Origin of the sequence: Paenibacillus sp. Leaf72 (assembly GCF_001422685.1) — a bacterium.
GTDB lineage: Bacteria > Bacillota > Bacilli > Paenibacillales > Paenibacillaceae > Pristimantibacillus.
Genome location: NZ_LMLV01000034.1, coordinates 443,451 through 470,424, shown reverse-complemented (window position 1 = coordinate 470,424; position 26,974 = coordinate 443,451). Strand labels below are relative to the sequence as shown.

At 47.8% G+C, this 26,974-nt stretch carries 21 protein-coding genes; 19 read left to right on the top strand and 2 right to left on the bottom strand.

Annotated elements, in window-relative coordinates; translation table 11 throughout:
• The first annotated feature begins 117 nt into the window (after positions 1-117).
• The 5 genes from ASF12_RS31305 (at position 118) to ASF12_RS31285 (ending at position 8,536) form a co-directional block, all read left to right on the top strand.
• Complete coding sequence (locus ASF12_RS31305; RefSeq protein WP_162241953.1) at positions 118-3,618, top strand: galactose-binding domain-containing protein; 3,501 nt, start codon at positions 118-120, stop codon at positions 3,616-3,618.
• A 180-nt stretch (positions 3,619-3,798) separates the two neighbouring features.
• A complete protein-coding gene (locus ASF12_RS31300) occupies positions 3,799-5,133 on the top strand; it encodes an ABC transporter substrate-binding protein (RefSeq protein WP_056042943.1) in 1,335 nt (444 codons plus the stop codon).
• Between the two features lie 105 nt (positions 5,134-5,238).
• Positions 5,239-6,147 (top strand): carbohydrate ABC transporter permease, encoded by a 909-nt coding sequence (locus tag ASF12_RS31295; protein ID WP_235533329.1) that lies wholly within the window; start codon positions 5,239-5,241, stop codon positions 6,145-6,147.
• Complete coding sequence (locus tag ASF12_RS31290) at positions 6,137-6,970, top strand: carbohydrate ABC transporter permease (RefSeq protein ID WP_056042941.1); 834 nt, start codon at positions 6,137-6,139, stop codon at positions 6,968-6,970. The genes ASF12_RS31295 and ASF12_RS31290 overlap by 11 nt, the downstream gene beginning before the upstream one ends.
• A 924-nt stretch (positions 6,971-7,894) precedes the next feature.
• Positions 7,895-8,536 (top strand): nitroreductase family protein, encoded by a 642-nt coding sequence (locus tag ASF12_RS31285; protein WP_056042939.1) that lies wholly within the window; start codon positions 7,895-7,897, stop codon positions 8,534-8,536.
• Positions 8,537-9,060: 524 nt separating this feature from the next.
• Here the strand turns inward: ASF12_RS31285 and ASF12_RS31280 are convergent.
• Complete coding sequence (locus ASF12_RS31280; protein ID WP_056042937.1) at positions 9,061-9,993, bottom strand: ArsR/SmtB family transcription factor; 933 nt, start codon at positions 9,991-9,993, stop codon at positions 9,061-9,063.
• A gap of 207 nt (positions 9,994-10,200) precedes the next feature.
• Here ASF12_RS31280 and ASF12_RS31275 point away from each other — a divergent pair, with 207 nt between their 5' ends.
• The 7 genes from ASF12_RS31275 (at position 10,201) to ASF12_RS31245 (ending at position 18,770) form a co-directional block, all read left to right on the top strand.
• The gene (locus ASF12_RS31275) at positions 10,201-11,175 is read left to right on the top strand and encodes a glycoside hydrolase family 43 protein (protein ID WP_056043044.1); all 975 of its coding nucleotides are present in this window, start codon (positions 10,201-10,203) and stop codon (positions 11,173-11,175) included.
• 286 nt (positions 11,176-11,461) lie between these two features.
• Positions 11,462-12,811 carry an ABC transporter substrate-binding protein gene (locus ASF12_RS31270; RefSeq protein WP_056042935.1) on the top strand — a complete coding sequence of 450 codons (1,350 nt, stop codon included), beginning with the start codon at positions 11,462-11,464 and terminating at the stop codon, positions 12,809-12,811.
• Between the two features lie 130 nt (positions 12,812-12,941).
• Positions 12,942-13,832: a carbohydrate ABC transporter permease gene (locus ASF12_RS34905; protein WP_056042933.1), complete on the top strand. Its 891-nt coding sequence runs from the start codon at positions 12,942-12,944 to the stop codon at positions 13,830-13,832.
• A 33-nt stretch (positions 13,833-13,865) separates the two neighbouring features.
• Positions 13,866-14,708, top strand: coding sequence for a carbohydrate ABC transporter permease (locus tag ASF12_RS34900; protein WP_046231421.1), 843 nt, complete (start codon positions 13,866-13,868; stop codon positions 14,706-14,708).
• A 29-nt stretch (positions 14,709-14,737) separates the two neighbouring features.
• Entirely contained in the window at positions 14,738-16,117 is a 1,380-nt protein-coding gene (locus ASF12_RS31255) for an arabinan endo-1,5-alpha-L-arabinosidase (RefSeq protein WP_442952568.1), read from the top strand.
• Positions 16,118-16,662: 545 nt separating this feature from the next.
• A complete protein-coding gene (locus ASF12_RS31250; RefSeq protein ID WP_056042929.1) occupies positions 16,663-17,508 on the top strand; it encodes a DUF421 domain-containing protein in 846 nt (281 codons plus the stop codon).
• Between the two features lie 113 nt (positions 17,509-17,621).
• Entirely contained in the window at positions 17,622-18,770 is a 1,149-nt protein-coding gene (locus tag ASF12_RS31245) for an MFS transporter (protein ID WP_056042927.1), read from the top strand.
• Between the two features lie 81 nt (positions 18,771-18,851).
• On the opposite strand, the gene ASF12_RS31240 is transcribed toward ASF12_RS31245, so the two are convergent.
• Positions 18,852-19,559 (bottom strand): YhcN/YlaJ family sporulation lipoprotein, encoded by a 708-nt coding sequence (locus ASF12_RS31240; protein ID WP_056042925.1) that lies wholly within the window; start codon positions 19,557-19,559, stop codon positions 18,852-18,854.
• Between the two features lie 323 nt (positions 19,560-19,882).
• On the opposite strand from ASF12_RS31240, the gene coxB reads away from it, so the two are divergent.
• The 7 genes from coxB to ASF12_RS31205 all read left to right on the top strand — a co-directional run bounded on the left by coxB (position 19,883) and on the right by ASF12_RS31205 (position 26,971).
• Positions 19,883-20,932, top strand: a complete 1,050-nt coding sequence (gene coxB, locus ASF12_RS31235) for a cytochrome c oxidase subunit II (RefSeq protein WP_056042924.1) — start codon at positions 19,883-19,885, stop codon at positions 20,930-20,932.
• Positions 20,933-21,000: 68 nt separating this feature from the next.
• Positions 21,001-22,842: a cytochrome c oxidase subunit I gene (ctaD, locus tag ASF12_RS31230; protein WP_099521416.1), complete on the top strand. Its 1,842-nt coding sequence runs from the start codon at positions 21,001-21,003 to the stop codon at positions 22,840-22,842.
• Entirely contained in the window at positions 22,839-23,456 is a 618-nt protein-coding gene (locus tag ASF12_RS31225; protein WP_046234813.1) for a cytochrome (ubi)quinol oxidase subunit III, read from the top strand. The genes ctaD and ASF12_RS31225 overlap by 4 nt, the downstream gene beginning before the upstream one ends.
• Before the next feature lie 4 nt (positions 23,457-23,460).
• Positions 23,461-23,781, top strand: coding sequence for a cytochrome C oxidase subunit IV family protein (locus ASF12_RS31220; protein ID WP_056042920.1), 321 nt, complete (start codon positions 23,461-23,463; stop codon positions 23,779-23,781).
• Positions 23,782-23,861: 80 nt separating this feature from the next.
• Entirely contained in the window at positions 23,862-24,758 is an 897-nt protein-coding gene (gene ctaG, locus ASF12_RS31215) for a cytochrome c oxidase assembly factor CtaG (RefSeq protein ID WP_056042919.1), read from the top strand.
• A 45-nt stretch (positions 24,759-24,803) separates the two neighbouring features.
• On the top strand, positions 24,804-25,268 hold the full coding sequence (locus ASF12_RS31210) for a DUF420 domain-containing protein (RefSeq protein ID WP_056042917.1): 465 nt from the start codon (positions 24,804-24,806) through the stop codon (positions 25,266-25,268).
• A gap of 65 nt (positions 25,269-25,333) precedes the next feature.
• Positions 25,334-26,971 carry a GAF domain-containing sensor histidine kinase gene (locus tag ASF12_RS31205; protein WP_063892696.1) on the top strand — a complete coding sequence of 546 codons (1,638 nt, stop codon included), beginning with the start codon at positions 25,334-25,336 and terminating at the stop codon, positions 26,969-26,971.
• The last annotated feature ends 3 nt before the right edge of the window (positions 26,972-26,974 follow it).

Here is a 26,974-nt window from a genome sequence, read left to right as displayed (position 1 = left end):
TTCGGATATTCGGGAGGTGTAAGAGGAAATCTGGTCTGGGTTTTATTGGAAGCGCTTACAGTGAGACTGCAAGAGAAGAGCAAATGAAATGACATGAAAGAAAGGATGTGGTGGATAATGACTATTCGTACAAAAAGATCTACAGCGTTATTATTAATCCTAAGTATGCTGTTCACGGGTTTAATGGGCTCGAGCCGTGTGCAGGCCGAAGCCGAAGCGGAGTCTGCTAACCGGATCGTATTCGAGGATTTCGAGAACGTCGCTCCGGACGATTACAATGTTGAGGCGGAACCGCCATTCGCTGTTCACGTCATGGAGACGACGAGCACAACTGTCAAGCTGCAGTGGAATCCGTTGCCAAGCTCTGATGTTAGCCAATATGTGATCTACAACGGCGACAGTCCTGCGGTTTCCGTAAGTTTTTCCACCTATGATGCGAATGGCGGTCTATATAGCGCGCTTGTGTTCAATCTGGAGCCTAGCACCGAATACGCCTTTACCATAAGAGCGCATACGACGACTGAGTTGACCTCTGTGCCGAGCAATGAGGTGATCGTATCCACAACGGCACTTAGTGGTGCTTCAGCAACCCCGCTGACGGTCGCGGGTTATCGGGCCAGCGGCAGCGATTCCAATATTCCGGAGTATGCCATTGACGGCGATATTCAGACAAGGTGGTCGGCGTATGATGACGGGCAATGGATCGAACTGGATCTGGGCTCGGAACAGCTGGTTTCTTATCTGGGAGTTGCTTTCTACCGGGGAGACAATCGCCGTAAGACCATTGATATTGAGGTTTCGAACGACCAGACCAACTGGACCCGCTTATACAGCGGCGACAGCAGCGGCACGACGACGCAGGTTGAAGCCTTTGGTTTTGAAGCCTCCACTGCCCGTTATGTACGGGTTGTCGGGCGCGGAGCAAGCGAATGGACAAGCATAACGGAAATTCAGGTTTACCCTCCCCATGTGGACGGGGTTATATTAAGGGATGTGGAGATTCCACCAACAGGACCGGATCCGGATTCCCCAATTCCGACAAAAGCTGGTCTCTATTATGCGGATGGCACACCGCATGTGCCGCATGAGGCTCAGGCAGTGACTGGTTCTACGTATAATGTCTTGGACTTCGGCGCCGATCCTGCCGACAACGGAATTGATGACGCTCAAGCTATCCGGGCTGCACTGGCTGCAGCGACGCTTGGGGACGAAGTTTATCTTCCGAACGGACACTATCAATTAACGAGCACAGATATGGACGGAGTTACCCATTTCATTATGAAATCCGGCGTGCAGATGCGCGGCGAGAGTCAGGATGGCGTTCTGCTGGTCTCCGACCATGCTAATGAACAGGAAGAATATGCTACGGTTGAAGGCATCGTATTTCGCATGGCTGGACAAAACAATATTAAGATCAGCAACATGACAGTTACATCCAGCTGGGACTTGAATTATTCAACGAATACGTCGGTTGCGAATCCGGATCGGGGCGGACCTAAGCAGGTGATCATGATTACCGCCGCTTCCGGCAAACCGTCATATAACATTACGCTGGACAATCTGACGATCGAGAAGTTTCAACGGATCGGCGTTGTCATTACGAACAGTCATGATGTCATTGTGGAAAATTCGCTTTTTCGCAACGCGACGAACTTAGCCGAGGGCGGAAATGGATATGGCGTGTCCATCGAAGGCAAGTCCAAGGAAAGTCGGCTCGGCAGAGAGGACGATTCTCGTTTCAATGTCGTTCGCAACAACGAGTTTATCGGTCCCTATCTGCGTCACGGAACGATGGCGCATTCTTACACGCATAACAATCTCATTGAAAACAACTACTACTTGAACTCGGCATTAGACGCTATTGATTTCCATGGAGAAGACGAGTATATGAATGAAGTAAGCGGCAACCATATCGTTGGCGGCGGCGAAGCGGCTGTCGGCGTTGGCAATCCGGGCGCTACACATGATGCCGCGGGACCTGGCAATTATATTCATAACAATTTAATCGAGAATGTGAAACGGTATGGGGTACAGGTGTATTTGGAATCTCCGGATACGATTATCGAGAATAATACCATTACCGGATTTACGAACGCGGGGAGCCAGGGAATACGTCTGAAAAATGCGCCCGGAACGATAGTGAAGGGCAATCAGATCGTGAACAATACGGCTCCCGACTTCTGGGGCATAATTGCCATGAAAGACGATGGCGATCCGACCAACGCCGGGAATGGCGCAGGAATACCCGAGAATATTGTCATTCAGGACAATCATGTTACGGGGAATACGAATGGCGTTATGATCTCGCACGGTACGAATATTCGTCTCTTTGGCAATGAGATCAGCGGAAATAATGGGACGGATTATGAGAATCAAGTGGCGGTTTCCGAGCTGCTGTCGGCAACCAAGGCGGCAAGTGTACAGAAAAATGCTCAGAACGCCCCGGTTACGGATCTCTTACAGATTAAGGGTGGAGAAGATAGCGAATCGGCGAGGAGCTATCTGCAATTCGATCTGAATCCCATTGAAGGCAAGCTGGCTACCGCCTGGCTCTATGTTTATGGACAGGCGCTGGAGAGCCCTGCTGGAGAGACGGGAGCTGCAACTTCTCTCTATGCAGTGGACAGCAATGACTGGGACAGCGATACAATGCAATGGAATTCGTACCAGTCTCCGCCAGAGCTGGGCGAGAAGCTCTCGACTGTGCAGCTGAATAATAACGGCGAGAATGTCTGGTATGTATTCGATGCGACTGTGCTCTTGCAAGAACGGCTGGATGGAGATCGGACGATATCGCTTGCTTTTGCCCAGGATGCCGATCAAATCGGTTACTTGACGCAGCTATATAATGGAACCGACTCCAGCTATAGGCCTTACCTGCGGGTTGAAACTTACCCTCCCGTCGAACTTGCGGCCGTAGCGGTAAAGGCGGATCGTTCGCAGCTGGTGCCGGGCATGACTACCCAACTGCATGTGACCGGCACATACAATACAGGATCGGAGGCTTCGTTGGAAAATGCGGACATATCTTTCATAAGTCTGACGCCGGATCTAGTGACTGTTGATCATACGGGCGTGGTTACCGCGCTTCAAGCTGGAGAAGCTACATTGCAGGCAGCTGTCGTCTTGGATGGCGTTGCTCGCACTGGAACGTTCGTTCTTAATGTAACCAATAATCTAGCGATTACTGCGCAGTTGTCGGTCGACTCCACGTTGGGTACAAATACAAAAGATAGAGTACTTGACGGAAGCTTGGAAACCCGCTGGATATCAAACGGCTCCCAAGCGCCTTATCTGATGCTGGACTGGACAACGGAGCAAACGATCAACCAAGTGAAGCTGTGGAGCGGACATGTGCCGGTTATAGGCTCGGCCAACTGGCATGTCAGAGATTTTGATCTGCAGTTCTTGGAAGACGGAGAATGGAAGACGATAGCCGAAGTCCGAGATAATGATCAGGACGCTTTTTGGGGTCAGTATACGATGTTGAATTTGGAAAATCCCATCGTGACGACTGCCGTGCGCTTCCATTTTGTCCGTCCGTCATGGGGCAATGGCAATTCGAATGATATGATGGCCAGAATCAATGAGGTGTTTGTCGGCTTCGTCAACGATTAGGGACCATCTCGGCCTAAGTCCTTGTCACGCGGGCTTAGGCCGAATTTCTGTTATATACCTGATTCTATTAAAGTACTCGAATTTACATAGTTTTTCTCGATTTCGTGTTATTTTTTCTGGGAGCCATCAAATTTATACTAGTAATAGAAAGCGATTACAAACATTGAGAGGGGCATAAAGATGAAGAAATACGGGTTAGTCTTGCTGTCTGTTATATTGCTGCTCGGCTTGCTGAGCGCATGCGGAGTAAATGGAAAGAACAATAATGGCGCCGCAAAGGCAAACAAGGAAAATGCGAACAATACGCCGAGTGCGGAAGTGGCTGCTGAATCAAAAGATCCTGTGGAGCTTGAGATGTCCGTTTGGGGCAGCGATGCCCAGGTGGCATTGTATGACGAGCTTGCTGAGGAATACAATAAGCTCCATCCGAATGTGACAGTCAAAACTACCGTGATTCCGTGGGCGGACTACCAGCAGAAACTGGCGATCATGGCAGCGACCAAAACTTCGCCTGATATCGTATGGATCTCAGAGCGCATGATTCCGCAATTTATGAATGGGGGCCAGCTGCTGGATATTTCGTCCGTGAAAGAGGATGCGGCTTATGCGTTCGATGATATACTGCCATCCACGCTCACTGCATTTGAAAAGGAGGGCAAGCTCTACGGCATTCCATTTTCTACGCCGCCTCAGGTCGTTTTCTACAATAAAAAGCTGTTTGAAGCGAATGGATTGAAGTCGCCAATGCAGCTTTATGAAGAGGGCAACTGGACTTACGATGAGATGGTCAAAGCGTCCGAAGCGATATCCAAACCGCAAGAAGGGGTATACGGCGTGAAGTTCATACAAAGTTCCTCCAACTGGTCCGATAATCTGATTCCATTGATTTGGGCGATGGGCGGCGAAATCTTCAACGAAGACACAACGCAATTCGCTATGAACACGCCGGAGACGGCCAAAGCGATCAATCTCTTTAAAGGGCTGATCGATAAGAAAGCGCATCCAAGCATCGGTGAGCAGTTAACTTTCGATACAGGTAAGCTTGGTATGGCGTTTGAGAACGTTACCCGTACAAGCGCTTACCGTGACAAAGTCGATTTCGAGTGGGATATTGCTCCGCTTCCGAAAGGCGACCATGGCGTCACGGTGCCTATCGGCTTTGGAGGCTATTCGATCTTCAAAGATGCAGAGTATCCGGAAGAAGCATTGGAATATTTAAAATTTATTAGTAATAAGGAAAATGCAGCAAAAGTAGCCCAGTTTTTTGTGCCGCAGAGAAAGTCTGTCCTTTACTCCGATGAGTATCTTAACAAGTTCTCGTTCCCGACTGTTGAAACGATGAAAGTGGCTGCATACGATCGGTTGGCCGAAGGTGAAATCCGGCCTTCCCATCCGAACTGGGTCAAGATTGACGAGCATGTGACATTAAACCTGGACGCGATTTTGCTCGGTTCCAAGACAACCGAGCAAGCGTTGAAAATTATGGAAGACAGCATTAATCCTCTATTGAAGTAACCCTCCTGAACGGTGGAGTATTGCGAGATCGCCATATGAACAATAGGGCGATCTCGTATATTAAAGAGAGGGTTTCGTCATATTCACAACAGGAGGTAGGCGCAAATGGCCGGAGGTAAGCCAGCAGGTTTAGCAACTATGAAATCAAAAGAAATGTGGGCGGGATATTTGTTTATACTGCCTATTGTGGCGGGATATTTAATCTTCCTGTTTGGCCCGATCGTTTACGCTTTCGTGATGAGCTTTACGAATTGGTCCTTATTTGGGAATAAGGCGTATATTGGTTTGGATAACTATATTTACGCCATGCGCGATGATCCCGTCTTTTGGGATACGGTCGTTAATACTATATATTTCTCTGCGGGTTTGGTCCCGCTGAACATTGTATTATCGCTTTTGCTGGCCATGCTGTTGAAACGGAAAATATGGGGCATTGGTTTGTTTCGGACTGCGATCTTTACGCCGGTAGTCGTTTCCCTCGTGGTTTGGGGGATCGTATGGAAGTTTATTTTCTCTACGGACGGCGGCTTAGTCAATCTGCTGATCCGAACGTTTGGCGGAACGGAGATTCCCTGGCTTTTCTCGGAAACTTGGACGATGCCTACCGTTATAGTGGTCAGTGCGCTTAAAGGTGTGGGCATGAACATGGTCATCTTCCTGGCCGCTTTGCACGATGTGCCAAAGGATTATTACGAGGCTTCCAAAATTGACGGCGCTTCGCGCTGGGAAACCTTTAAATCCATTACACTGCCAATGATTACGCCAGCCGTATTCATGGTAACGATAATTACCGTTATCGGTTCTCTTAAAGTGTTCGGACAAATCTATGTGATGACAGGCGGAGGTCCGGGAACAAGCACGTACGTGATGGTCTTCTACATTTTCAAACAAGCGTTCCGCGCCTACGAATTCGGTTATGCATCGGCACTGGCATTTATTTTGTTCAGCATTATCCTGATTCTGACTTTGATACAGTGGAAACTAAGAAAGAGATGGGTACATTATGAACAATAAAAAGATAACATCCAACCTTGCATCCTATCTGGTTCTAACAATCGTATCCCTCATCGTGTTGTTCCCTTTTTTTTGGATGGTCAGCACATCCTTGAAGACGGAATCAGAGGTGTTTCTATTTCCCCCCCAGTGGATACCCGCAGCTTGGGAGTGGATCAATTATATTCGCGTGTTTACGGAGATGCCGTTTCATCTCTACTTTTTTAATAGTATGTATATCGCGGTGCTCGTCACGGCAGGCACTTGTTTATTGTCCGCATTGGCAGGCTATGCGTTTGCCAGATTGCACTTTCCATTCAAAAACGCGATCTTTCTGTTCCTGCTCAGCGGGATGATGATTCCCACCGAAGTTACGGCCATTCCTTTATTCAGCTGGATGTCAAACCTCGGATTCATCGATACGCATATTCCTCTGATTTTTCCGCCAATGCTTGGATCGGGAGGGATGTTCGGAGTATTTCTCGTACGTCAGTTTCTAATTACTGTTCCTATTGAACTGGATGAAGCAGCCAAAATGGATGGGTGTTCGCCGTGGCGCACGTTCAGGTCGATTATGCTCCCGATCGCCACACCCGCATTGGCAACCGTAAGCATCTTTACATTTATGAATAGCTGGAACGAGTTTTTTGAACCGCTTATTTATTTAAATACGAAGGAATTGTTCACGCTGCCGATCGGCTTATCCATGCTGACTACGGATGCCGGAGTGGACTGGCCGCTGCTGCTTGCCGCTTCGACCATAGCAACAGTCCCGATTCTGCTCGTTTTCTTCCTGGCTCAAAACAAGTTTATTGAAGGCATTGCCAATACGGGCTTGAAATAATGCGTTTTCTCCAAAAAGGACTGATACCTAATATACATGCAGTAATTTTCACATGCGAACGTCAGCCTAATAATGGACTGACGTTTGTATTTTGCACATAAAATGCCTACGGTTAACACAACTCTGATCCTCAAGATGATAAGTTCTTTAATTCTAGCAAGTTGATTCTCCCCTTAATTGATGACGAAACACAATCCCCGTGTCATACCGATCAATACAGCGTTATAATTAATATCCCGTACATGCTCATAGCTAAGGATGCGATGACATCAGGCACAGCATAATGAATAGACAGTTTTGAAATTTCGACTATAAACCCCCATGTTACATTAGAGTCAACTAGGTGGAGTACACCTAATGAAACGATACTATTCGATTGGCGAGATGGCTAAGTTGGGCCATATAACGATTGCAACACTCCGACCGACATTATGATCAAATCGGCTTACTCACCCCAGCTAAAGTCGATCATGACATCGGATATCGATAATACTATGCGGGTAATGAATTAATTGTATTTACTAATGAAGTTTTTCCGGGAATGAACGATAAAGCGGTTTCCCTTTTTTCCGAAGGTGATACCGCGCTCTTTAACAATGTTGTAATCAAGCACTCGAGTAAGACTAAAATGCTAGATAGCGTTGTTCGCAGCGAAATATCCCATCATCATTGTCATCACGACTCCATGAGTACCAATAGCAGACAACGAATTTTGAATCAGAACACATCTTTTTTACTAATGGGACACTTCCTTATCAGGCATTATTTTATCATGAAAGTAGTTGAATTTATTTTGTGTGCATAACGAAAATTTTTTTCGTAAACCACTTACAAAAATAAAGCAAATATATTATAATTACAAACATAGAAGAAAGCTTGTAGGCCGCTTTACATAAAAATGATTTTCAAAGGGAGCGTTTGAACATGGGAGAACTTAAAACGATTATCGAAAAACGTCGTTCGGCAGTGAATTTTGTGGAAAATGTAGCGATATCGGAGGAGGAGCTTCAGCAGCTTTTTTCACTAAACCGCTTCGTTCCTTCGGCCTTTAATTTGCAGCACAGCCACTACATCGTGGCGACATCCGAGGAAAGCAAAGAAAAAATCTATGAAGCTTCCAAACAATATAAAGTAAAAAATGCTTCTGCGGCCATCATCGTGCTTGGTGATACGAAGGCGCACCTTAATGTTGGAGAGCTGAACGCAGGGATGCTCGCGCTGGGCATGATGAGCAAGCTTGATTATGATCAGGAAAATGAAAATGTGATTCAGTTTTACGAATCGCGCGGCGAGCTGTTCCAGCGGGACGATGCGATTCGCAATGCGAGCCTGTCTGCGATGCAGCTGATGCTGATCGCCAAAGACCAGGGCTGGGATACATGCCCGATGATTGGTTTTGACGCGGATAAAGTGCAGGAGCTGTTTGAAATCCCCGAGCGTTATGTGCCGGTTATGCTCATAACACTGGGCAAAAGCGATCCGAACAAAGAGCGCCCGCGCGGCTACCGCAAGCCCGTTAATCAATATGTGAATATGAATGCTTTTCATTCTCCTGATACTCACTGAAATCAATAATCTCAACCCTTCCTGTTCATGCGAAAAAGCTGCCTCCACTAAGGATGCAGCTTTTTTGCGTGCAGTTATACTAGGTGGGTATGCAGACCAGAGCTATTCTGCTGTACCATGCTTAGCGTTTATTCAAGGCCAATCTCATTTTGCGATTCAGTTTCAGGGGTGGGGTACGGCAGCATGCGAATGTTGCTGAGAACACCGTTGCTAAGAACACCGTTGCTAATACCACTGTTACTGAGAACACTTTTGTTTAAATCACCCTTGATTAGACCGCGCAGCAGCTTGGGAACGCTCACACTTTTTTGGCGGACTGAGTTTCCGCTATTCTGGCTTTTGACCCGGTTTCAGGCCGTAAGCGGACAGGAAAGCCGCTATCACCGTCATTATCCCGTCAAAATGGTCATTTGCAGCACAATAGCGGCTCCTGAGTCCGCCACTTGTGCCTTAACCCATGATTCGGTTGAAATAGCGGCTGCTGTGTCCGCCAAATCTGTCATTGTGCAGGGAGTTACCTTTGCCTAAGCTTCGATCTCCTTCTCCTGAGGCTGCTTCGTATAATACAGGCGGAACACCAGGTCCTGATTATGGTTGCCGAAGCCGGAGCCGAACAGCGTGACGCCGCCAATATGCTCGGCATTTTCCTCTACGGCGATGCGGAACGTCCACTGGTTGCTGCGGATATCAATATCGTCAATCGTCACATCGGACAGTTTAATGCCATCCATGAAGGTGCCTTCCTTCTTCACGATCAAATGCTTGAGCAGCCCATGCTGATTGACGCTTTCGAACCACCATGGCGGATTAAGCTTGCCTTTGCCCCCAAAGTCGCCGGGGCTCGTCCACATGCCAACCTTCATGCCGTTGAAAAAGAAGCTGATATCCGAAGGCCAATTGTTGTTCGTGAAAGGGGCCTCCGAGGAAATTTCCATTGAAATTTCGAGCTGCTCCGGATTTTCGCTCCCAAGCATGTAATTAGGCATCTTGTATTCAATATACCCTTGCCCAAACCACAAAATTTTCGCATTCAGCCGCTCTGGATCAAGAAAATGCCTCGGATCGTCGAATATGCCGATGATGGAATCCCTCGTACAAATGCCGCAGGTTGGCGAAATGTCCAAATCGGTAAAATGGCCAATCGAAATATCGGTTCGCCGCACCTCGCGAGGAATCACATCCTTGATTGGAAACATGATTTCCAAATTATCGATGCTGAGCGAGCAAACCTTCTGCGCTGCCCCGCCTTTGCCGGGCGTCATCTCCGAGTGAATAATGTTTGCTTTCTCCAGCTTCTTGACATGCATCGTCATAATGGCGCTGCTAAGCCCGAGCGCTTCGGCAAGCTCGCGAATATTCATCGATTTTTGCGATAGAAGGTGAATGATTTGGATGCGGACGTTGCTGGATATAGCCTCGAATACAGGCAAATATTGTTCGGAAAGTTCTATTTTCAACGTGGCGTCCTCCGGAAATTGAAATATTAATGAATATGTGAATAACACTGATTGTGACTAATGATACATGATTTGGCCAAAACAGACAAGGAAACGCCTTCAAACAGGCATGATCTGGTTGACAGCGGCGTAAAGCTGTTGATATATTAACATCGAAGGAAGTAAGTAATATATTTATGAATAATTAACAAAGGGGTTTTGATTATGATGGAGCAGCAGATTCAAGCCGAGCAATCTTTCGTCAATCCTATTATACCGCAGCGTGCGGATCCATGGGTATATCTCCATTCCGACGGCTACTACTATTTCACGGGCTCCGTTCCAGAATACGACCGCATTGAGCTTAGAAGAGCGCGCACAATCCAGCAGCTGGGGGAAGCAGAGCCAGTTGTCGTCTGGCGAAAATATGCCGAGGGACCGATGAGCGCGAACATTTGGGCGCCGGAGCTGCATTTTGTTCAGGGCAAATGGTATATCTACTTCGCTGCGGCGCGTACGACGGAGACAGTTGAGGGGCTGTTCGACCATCGCATGTTCGTATTGGAAAATGAATCAGCCAATCCGCTGGAAGGCCAGTGGGTTGAAAAAGGGCAGCTTGTCGCCAATTGGGAATCGTTTGCGCTGGATGCGACAAGCTTCGAGCATAAGGGCACGCAATATCTCGTCTGGGCGCAGAAGGATTTGGCGATCGCAGGCAACTCTAATTTATATATTGCGGCGATGAGCAATCCTTGGACGATGAGCGGCAAGCAGGTTATGATTGCCCAGCCCGAATACGAATGGGAGAAAATCGGCTTTTACGTCAATGAAGGAGCTGCGGTGCTGAAGCGTGGCGGGACGATATTTATTAGCTATTCGGCCAGCGCAACCGATCACCATTATTGCATGGGACTGCTGAGCGCTTCCGAGGACAGCGATTTGCTCGACCCGGCTTCATGGAGCAAGGCGCCGGAGCCTGTATTTGTAACGAGTGAAGAGAACGGGCAATATGGACCTGGACATAACAGCTTTACGGTGTCGCCGGATGGCAAGCAGGATATTTTGATTTACCATGCCCGCAATTATAAGGAGATTACAGGGGATCCGCTTTACGATCCGAATCGCCACACGAGGGCACAAGTATTCGGCTGGACAGCGGATGGCAAGCCTAGCTTTGGCGTCCCGGTGCGGGACGGCAAGTAAGAAGCTGGCTGAGCGCAAAGGAATTCCAAAAATCAAACAAATATAGTTGACAATGTAAGCGCTTTGAACTATTATCGTAAATAATAAAAACATTAATGATTAATACATATATTATTAATGTTTGTGAAGCAATAGGATTAATAAGGCGCGATACAACGGTTGAAAGGCGATTTTGACTTGCAAACGGATGTGTCGCGTGAGCCAGCACTGTACTTATACCATCATGATGCAAGGCAACTTTTCGAAATTGTGAATACGTTTTCATTTTATGGAGGAGGGTTTGAGGATGAAAAAAAGTTTACTTGCAGCAATGGCAGCGACGATTGTGCTGGGGGGCGTTATCGCGGGCTGCAGCAGCAATTCGCAAACAGAAGGAAGCACCGAGACTGGGCAGGGCGGCACGAAGCAAATCAGCTTCATGTTCCGCGGCGGACCGGAGGAGCAGAAGGCGTATGAGGCGACGGTCAAGAAGTTTGAGGCCGATCATCCTGATGTAAAGGTGAAAATCATTACGACAACGGGTGACCAATACGCGACGAAGCTGAAAGCAGCCATTACGGGCAAAAGCGTGCCGGACGTCTTTTATTTTGACCCAGGCGATTTAAGAGCTTATGTGAATGCGGGAGTATTGAAAGATATTACGGAATACGTGAAGGATGTCGACTTCGATAACCTATGGAAGCGTGGCGTAGATATTTACCGCTATGATGGCAATAACGTAGGCCAGGGCAGCATCTATGGCTTGCCGAAGGACGTGGGCCCGTTTGCGCTCGGCTACAATAAAGACATGTTCACAGCGGCTGGAATCCCGTTGCCGGATAAGGAAAAGCCGTATACATGGGACGAATTCATCAAGGTCAATCAGCAATTGGTGAAGGATACGAATGGCGATGGCAAAATCGATCAGTACGGAACGGGCTTTAATGTCAACTGGGCGCTGCAGGCCTTCGTCTGGAGCAATGGGGCAGACTGGCTGGACGCAACGAATACGAAGGTGACGATTGACGATCCGAAGTTCGCGGAGGCGCTGCAATATTTTGCCGATATGCAAAATGTTTATAAAATTACGCCATCCATTGAAGATGCGGCGACGCTTGATACGTATCAGCGCTGGATGAAGGGCGAGCTTGCCTTTTTCCCGGTAGGTCCATGGGATCTTGCGACGTATGAGACGCTGCCTTTCGATTATGATTTGATCCCTTACCCTGCTGGCTCGACCGGCAAATCCGCGACCTTCCTTGGCTCGCTTGGCATCGGCGTATCCAGCGGCTCGAAAAATCCGGAAGAAGCGGCACAGCTCGTAACGTATCTGACCGCATCGCCGGAAGGCATGCAGCAGCTCGTTGATGCGAAGGTGCAAATTCCGAACCTGATTGATATGGCGGAAAAATGGGCCGCAGACACGACGACGAAGCCTGAAAACAAAGCTGAATTCCTCCGTATCGTAGAGGATTACGGCAAGCCAATGCCTAACACGCTGACATACAACTCCGAATGGTATCAGCTGTTTTTCACCGATATTCAGCCTGTGCTTGATGGCAAGGTGACAGCAGCGGACTACGTGAAGGCGGAGCAGCCGAAGATGCAGAAGCTGCTTGATAAAGCGGTTGAGCAAGAAGCGAAATCCAAGAAATAATGGTTGCAAGCAGAAGCTAATCTCAGTACCGGAAGGACGGAGGACAGGCGAAGCACGGTCCTTGGTTTTCAAGGGGCAGCTGCAAAGAGTGCCTGTTCCTCTGGCTTCCGGTCATTTTGAGGGGTGAAACATGAAAGTAAGGTCGAATCTTTACCGGAAGGAAGGCTATTACGGGTATTTATTCGTGCTGGCGCCCGTTATAGGCTATCTTTTGTTTACGCTGTACCCGCTGCTGTACTCCCTATATGGTTCTTTTACCGATTGGGATGGGCTCGGGCAGATGACGTTTATTGGGCTGGACAATTTTAAAGATATTCTCGCCGATGAGCTTTTTTATAAAGCGAGCTTTAATACGATTTTTATGATGATTGGTATTCCAATTGAAATTACATTAGCGCTGCTGCTGGCGATGGGCCTGAATCGGAAAATGTTCGGCACGACAACGTTCCGGGTCATTTATTATGTGCCGGTTATTTCTTCGCTTGCAGCGGTATCGATACTGTGGCAGTGGGCTTATAACGGCGATTATGGTCTGGTGAACCAGTTTCTAGCGCTGTTTGGCTTTGAGGGCCCGAACTGGCTCACGGATAAGTATACGGTAAAGCCTGCTCTTATATTGATGATGATCTGGAAAAATATTGGGTATTCCATGCTGCTTTATTTGGCTGCGCTGCAAAGCGTACCGAAGGATTATTATGAAGCGGCGCAATTGGACGGCGCGAATAGCTGGAAAATTTTCTGGAACATTACGTTCCCGATGGTGAAGCCTGTCACGTTCTTTATCGTCGTAACGAAAATTATTGGGGGAGCGCAAATTTTTACTGAGGTTAACATTATGACGCCGACGGGCGGGCCGGAATACAGCTCCGCAACGGTCGTTTTCTATGTATGGAAGAAAGCGTTCGAGAACCTGCAGATGGGCTATGCCTCGGGGATGGCGATGCTGCTGGGACTGTTTATTTTCGTCATTACGCTCGTGCAGTTCCGCATGAATGAACGTTCCTCGAAGGATATGGAATAAACTTGCCGGCAGGAAAGGAGTGAAGCCAGACTTATGCTATCGTTAAAAAGATTCAATCTGACCGATTTGCTCGCTTTTATCGTCATCAGTATCGGTGCCGTCTTTATGGTTGCCCCGCTGCTGTGGACGTTGTCGACCTCCTTCAAGTCGAAGGCGGAGGTTTTTGCGCTGCCTCCGGTATGGATACCGGAAACGTTCCATTTTGAGAAGTATATCGAAATTTGGGAAAAGGGCCCGCTGCTGAGCGGCATTCAGAACAGCCTGATTATTACGGTGTGCGTGACGATTATCGGCACATTCACCTCAAGTCTGGCGGCGTTCGCCTTCGCCAAGCTGCGTTTTCCTTTCAAAAATATGATTTTTCTGCTGCTGCTATCCGCCTTAATGATTCCTTACCCGGCGGTCATGATTCCGCAGTTTATTCTGTTCTCTGAATTTGGCTGGGTCGATACGCTCAAGCCGCTAATCGTGCCGGGATTATTCGGCAACATTATGATGATCTTTTTTCTGCGGCAGTATTTGACGAGCGTGCCAGGGGCGATTATCGAAGCGGCAAAAATAGATGGCAGCTCGTATTTCGGCATTTTCTCCAAAATCATTTTTCCGCTTATCCGTCCAGCTGTGGCGGCACAGCTTATTTTATGGTTTATGGCGGTATGGAATGATTATTTGGCGCCGATTATTTATTTGAATTCGCCGGAGAAGCAGACGCTCCAGCTCGTCATTGCGAATTTTAACGCGACTTATGCGATTCAGACCGATTATGCGCTTATTATGGCGGCTTCGTTCATTGCGCTGCTGCCGATGCTTATTATTTTTCTCGTATTCCAGAAGCAAATTATTGAATCGGTTGCCATTTCTGGCGTGAAAGGTTAGAGCCGCCTATGAAACGATATTTTTTAACGATAACGGCAGTTGCTACGGTTTGGCTGACCGGCTGCTCGGGCGAGGAAGTGGTTTATCCGCAGGCGCCGCCTAGCTACCCGATGTATGATACAGCGAATATAGACAATGAGCAGGGCTGGAATATGAGCAATGTGCATGATCCTTCTATTATTAAGGAAGGGGATACGTATTATATTTTCTCCACGGATGTTAAGGTCGGCGGAACGGCAAAGCCAGGACTTATGGTCAGAAAATCGAAGGATCTCATGAACTGGGAATGGGCCGGCTATGCGCTTGATGGTGTTCCAGCGGAAGCAGAGGCGTGGACGGGGGCAACGGGCATGTGGGCGCCAGAGGTGGCGAAGCTTGGCGATCGCTTCTATTTATATTATTCGGCGTCGACCTTTGGCTCAAATCGCTCGTTTATTGGGGTTGCGACAAGCGATTCGCTGGAAGGGCCGTGGACGGATCAGGGAGAAGTCATAAAGACGGGGCCTGGCGACGAGCCGAATGCCATTGATCCTAATATTGTGAAGGATGCCGAAGGCAAGCCTTGGTTCGTGTATGGCTCTTTTTTCGGAGGCATCTATGTATCTCCACTCGATCCGGCTACGGGCAAGCTTAAGGAGCAGGGCTACGGGACGAAAATCGCGGCTCGCGCTGCCTCGGAATCGGGAGCAGTGGAAGGTCCCTATATGATTTATAATGCTGAGCTCAAGCAATATTATTTGTTCGTTTCCTATGACTCGCTCAGTCAGGATTATAATGTGCGGGTAGGACGCTCGGCGTCGATAACAGGGCCTTTTCTCGATTCCCTCGGCAGAGATATGCTGGATACCGCTTATGATCCGACCTTCGATGTCGGCAACAAGGTGATGGGCGGCTACCGGTTTGCGGAAGGAGAAGGCTGGATTGCTCCCGGCCACAATTCGATACTGCAGGACGGCGATAGCGATTATATCGTTCATCATGCTCGCCCAGAGCAGGATTCGAACTGGATGTACTTGCATGTGCGCAAGCTGCTTTGGACTGGCGATGGGTGGCCGGTGGTGTCGCCTGAGCGATATGCGGGGGAACAACTGCAAACGATACCTAAGAGCGCGCTTGCGGGCACATGGGAGCGCATTGTGCACGAGAAATATATAGATGGGCCGATTGATTCAGAAGCGATTGAGCTGAGAAAAGACGGCAAGATTGGCGCTGAAGAATCAGCAAATTATTGGGAGTTTGATGGCGAGCATACGGTGCGCCTGTATTTTCAAGATGAGGATCAGACGAAGGCGGGGGTTGAAACGGTGCTGGTGCTGCCAGCATGGGACTCAGAGCTGAACAAGCCTACGCTAGTATTTACCGGAATGGATGACAAAGGGCTCGCAGTCTGGGGAAAACAGATCAGATAGCAGCCACTCGCGCTGTGCAGCCTGCGTTTAATTGCGGAAATATCTCTATAAAATTGGATAGCGGCACCCATCAAATGGGTGCCGCTGTTTGTGTATCGTATATTTAACCGGGCCTTCAGCAACATGAATGGCCATTATATCCCTTGTTAATCTTGCAAGACAGCATAATCTTGCCTCGTAACCTAACTCCAAAACAACGGAAGCCCTACCTCTCTTCCATCCTTGCGGCTCCTAGACCGCGCCAGTGTGAATCAAAGCTCGTACAGCACGAACGTGAGAATTCAGAAATGAACAGAAAAGAAAATCCAGAAAAGAAGATCAAAACTGTGGAAAACATTGAATCTCTAGGAGGGATATTTGGGGGTTAAATATAACACATCAAAGATCATTATAGCCTATATGAAGAACAATTGCAAGAGGGGCGAAAAGATACCTTTATATGTATGACTTTTGCCTATCTGGTTACGCTACTTTAAATACAAAACTCACAAAGTTTGTTCCACTCCCCGGGTTAGAGCAAACAAATGCAGGAGGCGAAACCTTTTATGCAAGATTGGTTGGAAATTACGCTGCGAACGTTGTCCTCGGTCGTTATTTTGTTTGTCATGACCAAGCTATTGGGCAAACGGCAAATTTCGCAGCTGTCGTTATTCGAGTATATTACGGGGATTACGATGGGGAACATTGCTTCGTACATTTCACTGGATCTCGATAATGAATGGTATTTGGGTATTGTAGCCTTGCTCGTATGGGTCATTGTGTCCGTAGGCTTCGAGTTTGCTACCATGAAGAGCAAGACGCTTCGCAACTTTATCGACGGGCAGGGAACCGTGCTTATCCGAAGAGGAAAGCTGCTGCGAAAAAATTTGCAAAAGGAGCGTATGACGCTCGATGAGTTTCTAGAGCAGCTGCGTAAAAAGGATGTCTATCGGATGGCGGATGTGGAATTTGCTATTATGGAGCAAAGCGGTGAAATTAATGTGCTGCTGAAAAAGGAACAACAGCCGCTGACCGCTGATATTCTCGGCCTTCAAGTAGAGCCGGAGGCGGAAGCGACTACGATTATTATGGATGGCAAGGTGCTCAAGAAGTCGCTCCGAGAGTCAGGACTTGATGACAACTGGCTGAACAAAAAGCTGCGCGATCAGCGGATCGAGCTAACGGACATCTTTCTGGGGCAAGTCGATGATCAGGGTGAGCTGATGATTCAGACGGGCACCAAATCCATTGAGCCAGCTAAACCGACGAACCCCAAATCACAGCTGCTAAGTATAATGAAGCAATTTGAGGTGCAATTGCAGCTTCAGGATCAGCTGTCCTTAAATGAAAAGGATAAATCTGATTATCAAAGTGCGGTAAACAAGCTGCAAGCGCTTATCGATAAGAAATAAGCCGGACAGCAGCTGACGCAAAGGCATACATTGAAGCAAAAACGGCTGTTCAATGCAGGCGATGTATTTTAAAATGTACGGAGGTGTATATACATAACGATAAGGGGCGGGCTATGAGACAGGTTTTATTTTTGCGCGCATACAATTACTTCTATTTCTCGCTGTTTGCATTATTTCTCTCCTTTCTGCCTATTTATTTGGCTGAGCGCGATATTAGCGCCACGAATATTGGGTTGATGCTGGGGCTGGGCAGCCTCATTGGGGTCGTATCCCAGCCGCTCTGGGGAATGATTAGCGACAAATACAAGGTAATCAAAAAGGTTTTGCTGCTGCTAATTACGGTATCTGTCGTTATAGGCGGACTGCTCTATCGTTCCACGGAGCTGGTGCCGTTGTTTGTAGGCATTAGCTTGATGTATTTCTTCTTCATGCCGACGGACCCTTTGGTTGAAAGCTTCAATTATCGTGTGTCCCTTCAATATAAGGTCAATTTCGGCTCGATCCGAATGTTTGGCGCGCTTGGTTTTGCGATGGCCTCTTCCATCATCGGCTATGCAGGCAAGCACTATGGCATCGGCAGCTTGGCGGTATTATTTCTCGTGTACGGGGTCATCACCTTGCTGCTGTGCAGCCTGCTTGCTGAAGTGCCGGCAACTGCCAAGCCGATTGCGCTTAGGGAAATCGGCTTGTTTTTCAGAAGCAAGCAGACGCTATGGTTTCTCGGACTTGTCCTGTTTCTAGCAGTGCCGCACCGGATGAATGATAATTATATCGGCCTATATATTAAAAGCTTGGGCGGCGATGTCCAGTTAGTCGGGCAAGCCTGGACCGTTATGACGATTATAGAAGTTGTTTTTTTCGCCATTAGCCATTATTTCATTAAACCGGGAAAAGAGCTTGCTGTTATCGCGGTTGCCGCTAGTTGCTATGCCTTGCGCTTTGCGCTGTCTGCTGTCGTCGCTGATCCTGCTGCTCTTATGTGGCTGCAACTGCTGCAAGGGGTCTCCTTTGTGCTTTTTTACGCGGCGTCGACTCAATATTTGTATAAGCTTGTTCCTGAGGAATGGAAGGCAACGGGCCAGACGGTGCTAGCGGTGCTGCTTTTTGGAGTATCGAGCATCATATCGGCAACCGCCGGAGGGTGGTTCATTGATCAGTATGGCGGGGCGAAGCTTTATGGGGCAATGGCTGTTTGGTCGTTTGCTGCCATGCTGCTATGTCTGTTCATTATGCTGAAACAGAGAAAAGGGGACCCTGCTTAAAGGTCCCCATTCATCATTGTTGCGTTGCATCAGCATATATAATAGAAGAGTTTTTTTGATATACAAATGCGAGGCTCATCTTTATGGTGTTTTTTTGGAAGTAATTGGCTTAGGCATTTCCTGGCCCCCGACGAATTGATATTTCACCAAAGTGTTGAAAGCATCCACATGCGGGGTCAGTGATCGTCCTCCCCACGACTCCACTGCATAATCATTCAGCTTATTCACGAAATCCATATTGGCGGATATGTGCACCTCCTGCACCATCGGGGCAAGCTCGCGAATACGCGTGGCGATCGTTTGCTTAAGCTCCGGGGACAACTCATTGTGGTCGTTGACCGAGAAATACGACTGATAAGGCTTGACGAGCAGCCGATTGTCCTCAAGCGGGCTGACACGGCTCGTGTTGTAGGCGTCCTCCGGCTGCCCGCCGTTCAACTGCTCCCGATTGCCGCCAGCACCTCTTGTACCGACAGCGGTCCAATCAAGCACGATGCCGACATAAGCGTTTTTGTCCGTCAGCATGACGTTCGCCGCAGCTACGCCATTTAAGTTGGTCACCTTCTTAGACAACGTATTGCTGTATTCGAAAAAAGCATTGTCATGCTGATGCGGATTGTTCGTCGTCGTTCCATACATTTTGCTGCCCAGCATTTTCGGATCGCCGGCTTGCCTGCTGCCATAATCGTAGTCGCTGTCCTGTACCCGCTGCTCGTAGTTGCAGGCAGCCGATGAGCATACGAGGAGGGCGCTGCATAATAACGCATAAAACATTCGTTTTTTTGGCATTTAGATGTCCTCCATTCCTGCTGTAATAAGAATAGGGTTTGTAGGGAACGATTAAATATACGCAGGAAAAGCTATACAGATTTGACTTTGTGAACGGAAAGCCCACGATTCTCGAAAAAAGCGCTTTAAAATAACGAATTTGACAGCTTTGCGAACAATTTGTGAACTCTCTGTGGAACATTGACAAATAAGGGCTTCAACTTTATATTTAATAAGGTATTAAGGTCGCAGAAGTTGTCATTTTTTATTAGCTTAAAAACAAGCAGTTTGCCACAATTTCGGGGTGTTTACAGCTGCAAAAACGTCAAAAGTGGGGTTGATTATTGATGAATCGGTGGCAGTTTTTTAAACGGCTTGCGCCGCTTCTGGCCTTGATGGTATTGGTGCTGTCAGCATGCGGACGAGCAGATCTATCCGCGCTGAATCCCCAGGGGCCCGTAGCGCAAGAGCAATTCGGATTGATGAAGCTCGCATTTTCAATCATGATCGGTGTAGTAGTGATTGTATTTGCACTTTGTTTGTTTGTCATTGTCCGTTTTCGCAGACGTAAGGGAGATAAGTCGATTCCCAAGCAGGTCGAAGGTAGCCACAAGCTAGAGATTATTTGGACCGTAATTCCTATTATTCTCTTGATTATTTTGGGTGTTCCTACCGTTCAGACCGTATTTAACCTGTCAAAGGATCATTCAAACGATCCAGATGCGGTTAAAGTAATAGTAACTTCACATCAATATTGGTGGGAATTCGAGTATCCGGATCTGGGCGTCAAGACGGCGCAGGAACTGGTTATTCCAAAAGGCAAGACCATTACAATTGAAGCGAAGACAGCAGACGTGCTTCACTCGTTCTGGGTTCCTTCCCTTGCAGGTAAAATCGATACTAATCCTGGTGGTTCAACAAATAAAATGTTCTTCTCGGCACCAAAAGAAGGCGTTTACTTGGGCAAATGTGCCGAGCTTTGCGGACCTTCCCACGGCTTGATGGACTTTAAGGTGAAATCGGTTGATGATGCATCGTTCGACCGATGGGTAGCAGCGCTTCAAGCGCCAGTAGCAATGCCAAGCGATCCGGCAATTGCCGCTGCTTTCGAAAGCAAATGTCTCGTTTGCCACGCTGTTGGCGACAAAGGCGGACCATTGTACCCGAATCTTACAGGTATCGGAAGCCGTGATTCCGTTGGTGGTATCCTGATTAATACAGATGATCCTCAGTACTCCAATGAAGGTTCCACTTATGACAATCTTCATCGTTGGATCGAAAATCCAGATGACATTAAACCTGGCAATCTGATGGGCAAGATCGATCTGACGCAGCAAGAGCTTGATGGTATTGCGAAATACTTATCGGAATTAACATTGGACTACGAAAAATAGATCATCGGTGATGAAAAGGAGGTACCAACTTGGCTCAAGGACACGCGGTTAAGCGTTACTCTGGTCTGATGGACTGGTTAACAACGGTTGACCACAAAAAAATCGGTATTTTATATTTGATCGCCGGCGGTTTTTTCTTTCTGGTCGGTGGTTTGGAAGCACTTCTTATTCGGATTCAGCTTTGGAAGCCGCTAAATGATTTCGTTAGTGCGGATACATACAATGAGCTGATTACTATGCACGGTACAACAATGATCTTCTTGGCTGCGATGCCGATGCTATTTGCTTTAATGAACGCGGTCGTGCCGCTGCAAATCGGCGCACGCGACGTTGCGTTTCCTTTTGTAAATGCACTTGGCTTCTGGACGTTTTTCTTCGGAGCCGTATTATTGAATGTCAGCTGGTTTACAAGCACAGGTGCGCCAGCCGCCGGCTGGACGGCTTACGCACCACTTTCGGGGCCGGCGTTCAGTACTGGCCATGGGATGGATTATTATGTCTTAGGTCTCCAGATAGCGGGTATTGGTACGCTTATCGGGGGGATTAACTTCCTGGTAACGATTATTAATATGCGTGCACCTGGCATGACCTTCATGCGGATGCCGATGTTTACATGGGCTTCGTTCATTACGTCGGCGCTTATCTTGTTCGCTTTCCCTGCACTTGCTGTAGGTTTGGCGGCACTGATGTTCGACAGGGTATTCGATGCCAACTTCTTCGACCCTAACAATGGCGGTAACGCTGTACTATGGGAGCATATTTTCTGGATTTTCGGACACCCTGAAGTGTATATTCTCATCCTGCCTGCCTTCGGTGTTATTTCCGAGGTAATCAGTACATTCTCGCGTAAACGCCTGTTCGGTTACAGCTCGATGGTGTTCGCGACAATTCTGATCGGCTTTTTGGGCTTCATGGTATGGGCGCATCACATGTTTACGACGGGTCTGGGGCCTGTAGCTAACGCATTGTTCTCAATAGCAACGATGCTGATTGCAGTGCCAACAGGTATTAAAATCTTCAACTGGATCTTTACAATGTGGGGCGGATCGATCAAGTTTACGAGCGCTAATTTGTATGCCGTTGGATTTATTCCGACCTTCGTAATGGGCGGCGTTACAGGCGTTATGCTTGCAGCTGCGCCAGCGGATTTCCAGTATCACGATACGTATTTCGTAGTTGCGCATTTCCACTACGTTATCGTCGGCGGTCTGATTTTAGGTATTTTCTCCGGTCTTCACTACTGGTGGCCTAAAATGTTCGGTCGCGTGTTGAATGAAACGCTTGGCAAATGGACGTTCTGGATGTTCTACATCGGTTTCCATCTGACATTCTTTATTCAGCATTTCCTCGGTTTGCTTGGTATGCCTCGTCGTATTTGGACGTACCTCGACGGCCTTGGATTTAATGAAATGAACTTGATTAGTACAATTGGTGCAATCATGATGGGTATTGGTACGATTATGTTCTTCCTGAACGTAGTTATCACTAATGCAAAACCACAAAATGCAGCGGATGATCCTTGGGAGGATGGCCGTACGCTGGAATGGACCATTCCATCGCCGCCTCCAGAATATAACTTTAAGCAAACTCCGCTTGTTCGCGGCTACGATGCTTATTGGAAAGAAAAAATGGATGGACACAAAGGCATGACGCCTGCTGAGCCAATTGGCTCGATCCATATGCCATCTCCTTCTATTCTGCCGTTCACAATGTCGCTTGGCTTGTTCATTACAGGCTTTGGCCTGATGTATTCGAGGGATTGGACGTTTATTACAGAACATATCGGTTTCTATGTTGCCGGTCTTGGCCTGTTAATAACGTTCGGAAGCATGTTCCTTCGCTCGGTATATGATGATCATGGTTTCCACATTGAGCCGGAAGAGTTGGAAGACAAGGGGGTTAAAGCATGAGTACACATTCACATGCAGAGGGGCATCTCCCTCATGAGCCCGAGAAAGCCACTCTTGAGGGCCGCAATAAAGTATTAGGCTTCTGGCTATTTCTTGGCGGTGAAACAGTTTTGTTCGGAACGCTGTTCTCGGCGTTCCTTGCCCTTCGCCATCAAGTGCTGGATGGACCGCAGCCAAGCGAGCTGTTCAAGCTTTCGCTCGTTGCAGCAGCAACTGCTATTTTGCTTACATCAAGCTTGACTAGCGTATTTGCTATCCAAGCGCTGCATAATCATAATGTAAAAGCTTTGATCAACTGGTTAATCGTAACCGTTGTGCTCGGACTTGGATTCCTAGGACTTGAAATTTATGAGTTTTACCACTATGTGCATGAAGGGCATGGCTTTACGACAAGTGCGTTCAGTTCTTCCTTCTATACGTTAGTCGGATTCCACGGTGCCCACGTTGCGTTTGGTATTTTCTGGATTTCCAGCATTATCGGACAGTTGATGAAAAAAGGTCTTACGGTTGTTACAGCTCCTAAAGTGTATGTTGCAGGTATGTACTGGCACTTTATCGACGTAGTTTGGGTATTTATCTTCACCGTCGTTTATTTGATGGGAAAGGTGGTCTAGCCAAATGGCAAGCAATCACTCGACAGCTGAAGAGCAGCGTCCAGTTCGCCACAACTCAGAAGGACCAAAGAAGCACATTATTGCGTTCATTTTCTCCATATTGCTGACACTCGTAGCATTTGCTGCGGTAGCGGCTGGCGAAATCAATAAAAGCTTTATCTACATCATTATTATGGGTTGCGCTATGCTCCAAGTGTTCGTGCAAATGGCATTCTGGATGCATATGAAAGACCGCGGCCACGTTTTTGCTACGGTCGGCATTCTTATGGGTGTATTTATTGCATTTACTTGTATCGTTATGGCGAAATATTGGGTTTGGTGGTAATAGAGATTTACAATTGCACAGAGGAGGGGTCCCGGGTGGGTTCCCTCCTCTTTTGCAGAAGATAAAGGGAGGTTGCAGCCATGCTTGGCCTGGAATATTTCAGTTTTGAAGAGTTGTGGACCCCATGGTATATGTTCGGTACAATTGCTGTCCTAATTTTGTATTTTTATTTGAACGGACCATGGCGGGAGAAGCACTCACCGCAAGAGGTGTCCGCAACAGGCAAGCAGCGGTTTATGTTTGTTGTTTCGGCTATTCTCTATTATTTGTGCAATGGCGGGCCGCTTAATTTCCTGGGACATTTAATGTTTACCTTCCATATGTTCAATATGTCGATTTCTTATCTCATTGTGCCGCCGATGCTTATATTATCGATACCCGCATTTATGTGGCGCAAGCTGTTTGCTTCGAAAAAATGGCGTTCACTCAACTTTCTAATGAATCCTATTTTATCGCTGCTGCTGTTTAATCTATTATTTTCTTTTTACCATGTACCAGTCATACATGACTTTGTCATGACCCACTATACGATTCACCGTATCTATTATTTTGTTATGCTAATTGCTGCGATCATGATGTGGTGGCAGATTGCATGTCCTGTGCCGGAATGGAATCGCCTGACGGATTTGAAGAAGATGGCGTATGTTTTCGCGAATGGCATTTTGCTGACTCCCGCGTGCGCCTTAATTATATTTGCAAGCTCTCCTTTATATGCGGTATATAATGATCCAAACGTCTGGGTTCAGGCGATGGGGTATTGTGTGTCGGGCGATCCGACGCGGCTGCTTACGATGTTCGACGGTCCTCAATTTTTCAATTTAATGGAAGTGGTAGAGGACCAGCAGCTAGGCGGCATCGTCATGAAGCTATTGCAAGAGTTGATGTACGGGATTATACTGGCGTATATATTCTCACAATGGTACAAGCGTGAGCATAAAGAAGACGATTTGCCCAATAGCAACACAGGTACGGCATAATATACAGGCGGATTTACTATTTTACCGATATAGGTGGGATCGACATTGGATTGGTATTTTATTCTCCCTACAATAAGCACATCATTTATCGTTATTAGTGCGATTCTGGTTGCGATTGGTTGGGGACTGATTATTAAGCGTAAAGTTGAGGCGCATAAGAAAGTGATGATCGCAGCTGCAATTGCAGCCATCATCTTCTTTATTATTTACTCCTCGCGAACAATAGTTGTCGGCAATACGACATGGGGCGGACCCGACAGCATGCATCTCTATTATGTTGTCTTTCTGATTTTCCACATTACGCTTGCAACGGTAGCAGCGGTATTCGGCATTACGACGCTCGTGCTGGGCTTCAAGAGCAAATATGCCAAGCATCGCAAATGGGGCCGCGTAACGTCGATTATCTGGTTTTTCACAGCGATTACGGGTGTTATCGTTTATGTTCTGCTGTATTTATTATATCCAGGCGGCCATACGAAGCCGATGATTGATGCTATATTTGGTCTATAAAGTTCATATTACAAGGAAGCCGCGAAGCTGATTCGCGGCTTTGCTGTATTAAAGGGGGATTTGCCTTGTCCAGAGAGATTCGTTCAGATGAGCTGGCGGCGCTCAAGGAAATTGCGGAGATGCTCAATTCGATGAATGATATGAAGGTTATGCTGAATGCGGTACTGGTGAAGCTTCTTGAGGTTACCAGCTTTACGACGGGCTGGATCTTCTTGCTTGATGAGCATTCAGACAGCATATGTGCGGCCGCGCAAAATCTCCCCTCAACCCTTGCAGCCAACGATAATGCAGCAATGTGCGGAGAAGGCTGCTGGTGCACCGAAAGCTATCGCCAAAACAAGCTGAATCGTGCGGTCAACATTATTGAATGCTCCCGAATTGTATATGCTGCGGAATACAATGCTGGCGATAAAGGCGGCTTGACGCATCATGCGACGGTGCCACTGAAGGCAGGCGCGGAGAGCTTTGGATTGCTGAATGCTGCGCAGGCGGGCAAAGAATTTTTTTCAAATGAGGAGCTTGCCCTGCTGCAGGCAGTTGCGTACCAGATAGGCACAGCGATTAAGCGTATCCGCCTATATCAGGCACAGGAGCGAAATGCGCTGCTCTATGCGAAGCTTGGCGAGGTCATTACGCGCATCCATGCGGTGCAGGACATTAGCCAGCTGCCCTTGAAAGCGGTTGAACATATAAGCGCTGCTTTCGACTGGCCGCAAATTGCATTATTCGTCTATGAGCAGGACAAGCTTTCGCTTCGAGCTTATTACGACGGGCAGCAGACGAGGGAAGGCTGGCAGCAGCTCGATTGTGGAAACGGGGGAGTTGTGGCTGACGCTTTTCACCAAAATCGTCTTGTCGTTGTTGCAGATAGCAAGGAGGAAGCAGTCGTCCCGCTAACAGCGAAAGGTCTAAAGGCATTCACATCGGCTGCAGCGATTCCGCTGCGAAGAGGCAGCTGTCCCTATGGTGTTTTGTTCATTAGCAGTAACGATAGTGGGCAATTCGATCATTATCATGAAGAATTTATGTATGCCCTCGGTGAGCATTTGACGCTCAGCATTGATAATTTGAGAGTAAATGAACAGCGCCGGGAGCTTGCCCGTATGGAGGAACGAATCCGAATGGCACGGGATTTGCATGATTCGGTGATGCAAAAAATATTTTCGCTGTCTTTTATCGCTAAAGGGGCAGAAAAGATTCTCGGCGGGAAAGAGCCGATCGTGGAACGCTCGCTTCAGGAAATGGCCAGCTTGTCGCAGGAAACGCTGGGGGAGATGCGGACGCTTATTTGGCAGCTGCATCCCGCTGGTCTTGAGAATGGGCTGCTGCCTGCGCTTAAGCAGTATGGCGAAAGGATGGACCTTGTCGTACATGCAGAGGCGGAAGGGCTGAAGGAGCTGCCCCGTGCGCTTGAAGAAGGCTTATGGCGGATTGGCCAAGAAGGGCTTAACAACATTCGAAAGCACTCAGGTGCAGAAGCTGCCTATATTCGGCTTGTGAAATCAGAGCGGGAAGTAACGCTGGAAATTGAGGATCATGGCCGAGGCTTTTCTCCTAAACAACTGCAGGGACAGACGATGGGGATGCTGTCTATGCGCGAAAGAGCAGAGGCGCTCGGCGGTGAGTTTATCATTCATAGCGAAATGGGGCAGCGAACCGTCATTCGGGCGAGCATACCGCTGGCAGCAGAGGAGGGAGGATGAACG